Here is a 266-nt window from a genome sequence, read left to right as displayed (position 1 = left end):
CGTCGTCGATCCGGCGGATGTCGACGAACGCAACATGAACTACCGCATGACGCTCAATGCCACCGAAGGCAAAACGTACTATCTGAGCGGGCAGAAGATCACCACGCGCAGTTCGCCGCTGAATCTATGGGAGCAGACCAACACGCTGTACGCCGAGATTCGCGGCTCGGCGCAAGCGGATGCACCCGTGATCGGCAAGGCGACGCTCGTCATCACGCCGGAGAATTTCCTCAAGCAGCAACGCACGCTCGAAGTCACTCACGCGC

At 60.2% G+C, this 266-nt stretch carries 1 protein-coding gene; it reads left to right on the top strand.

Features of this window, described 5'->3' with window-relative positions; genetic code table 11:
• Window positions 1–266 (top strand): hypothetical protein (locus SB771_RS34925; RefSeq protein WP_410722031.1); only part of this gene is annotated, 266 nt, incomplete at both ends.

The sequence above is a fragment of the Burkholderia sp. SIMBA_051 genome (assembly GCF_046534915.1).
Taxonomy (GTDB): Bacteria; Pseudomonadota; Gammaproteobacteria; order Burkholderiales; family Burkholderiaceae; genus Burkholderia; species Burkholderia ambifaria.
The sequence above is the reverse complement of the archived record's forward strand: the minus strand, read 5'-3'. Positions and strand labels throughout refer to the sequence as shown.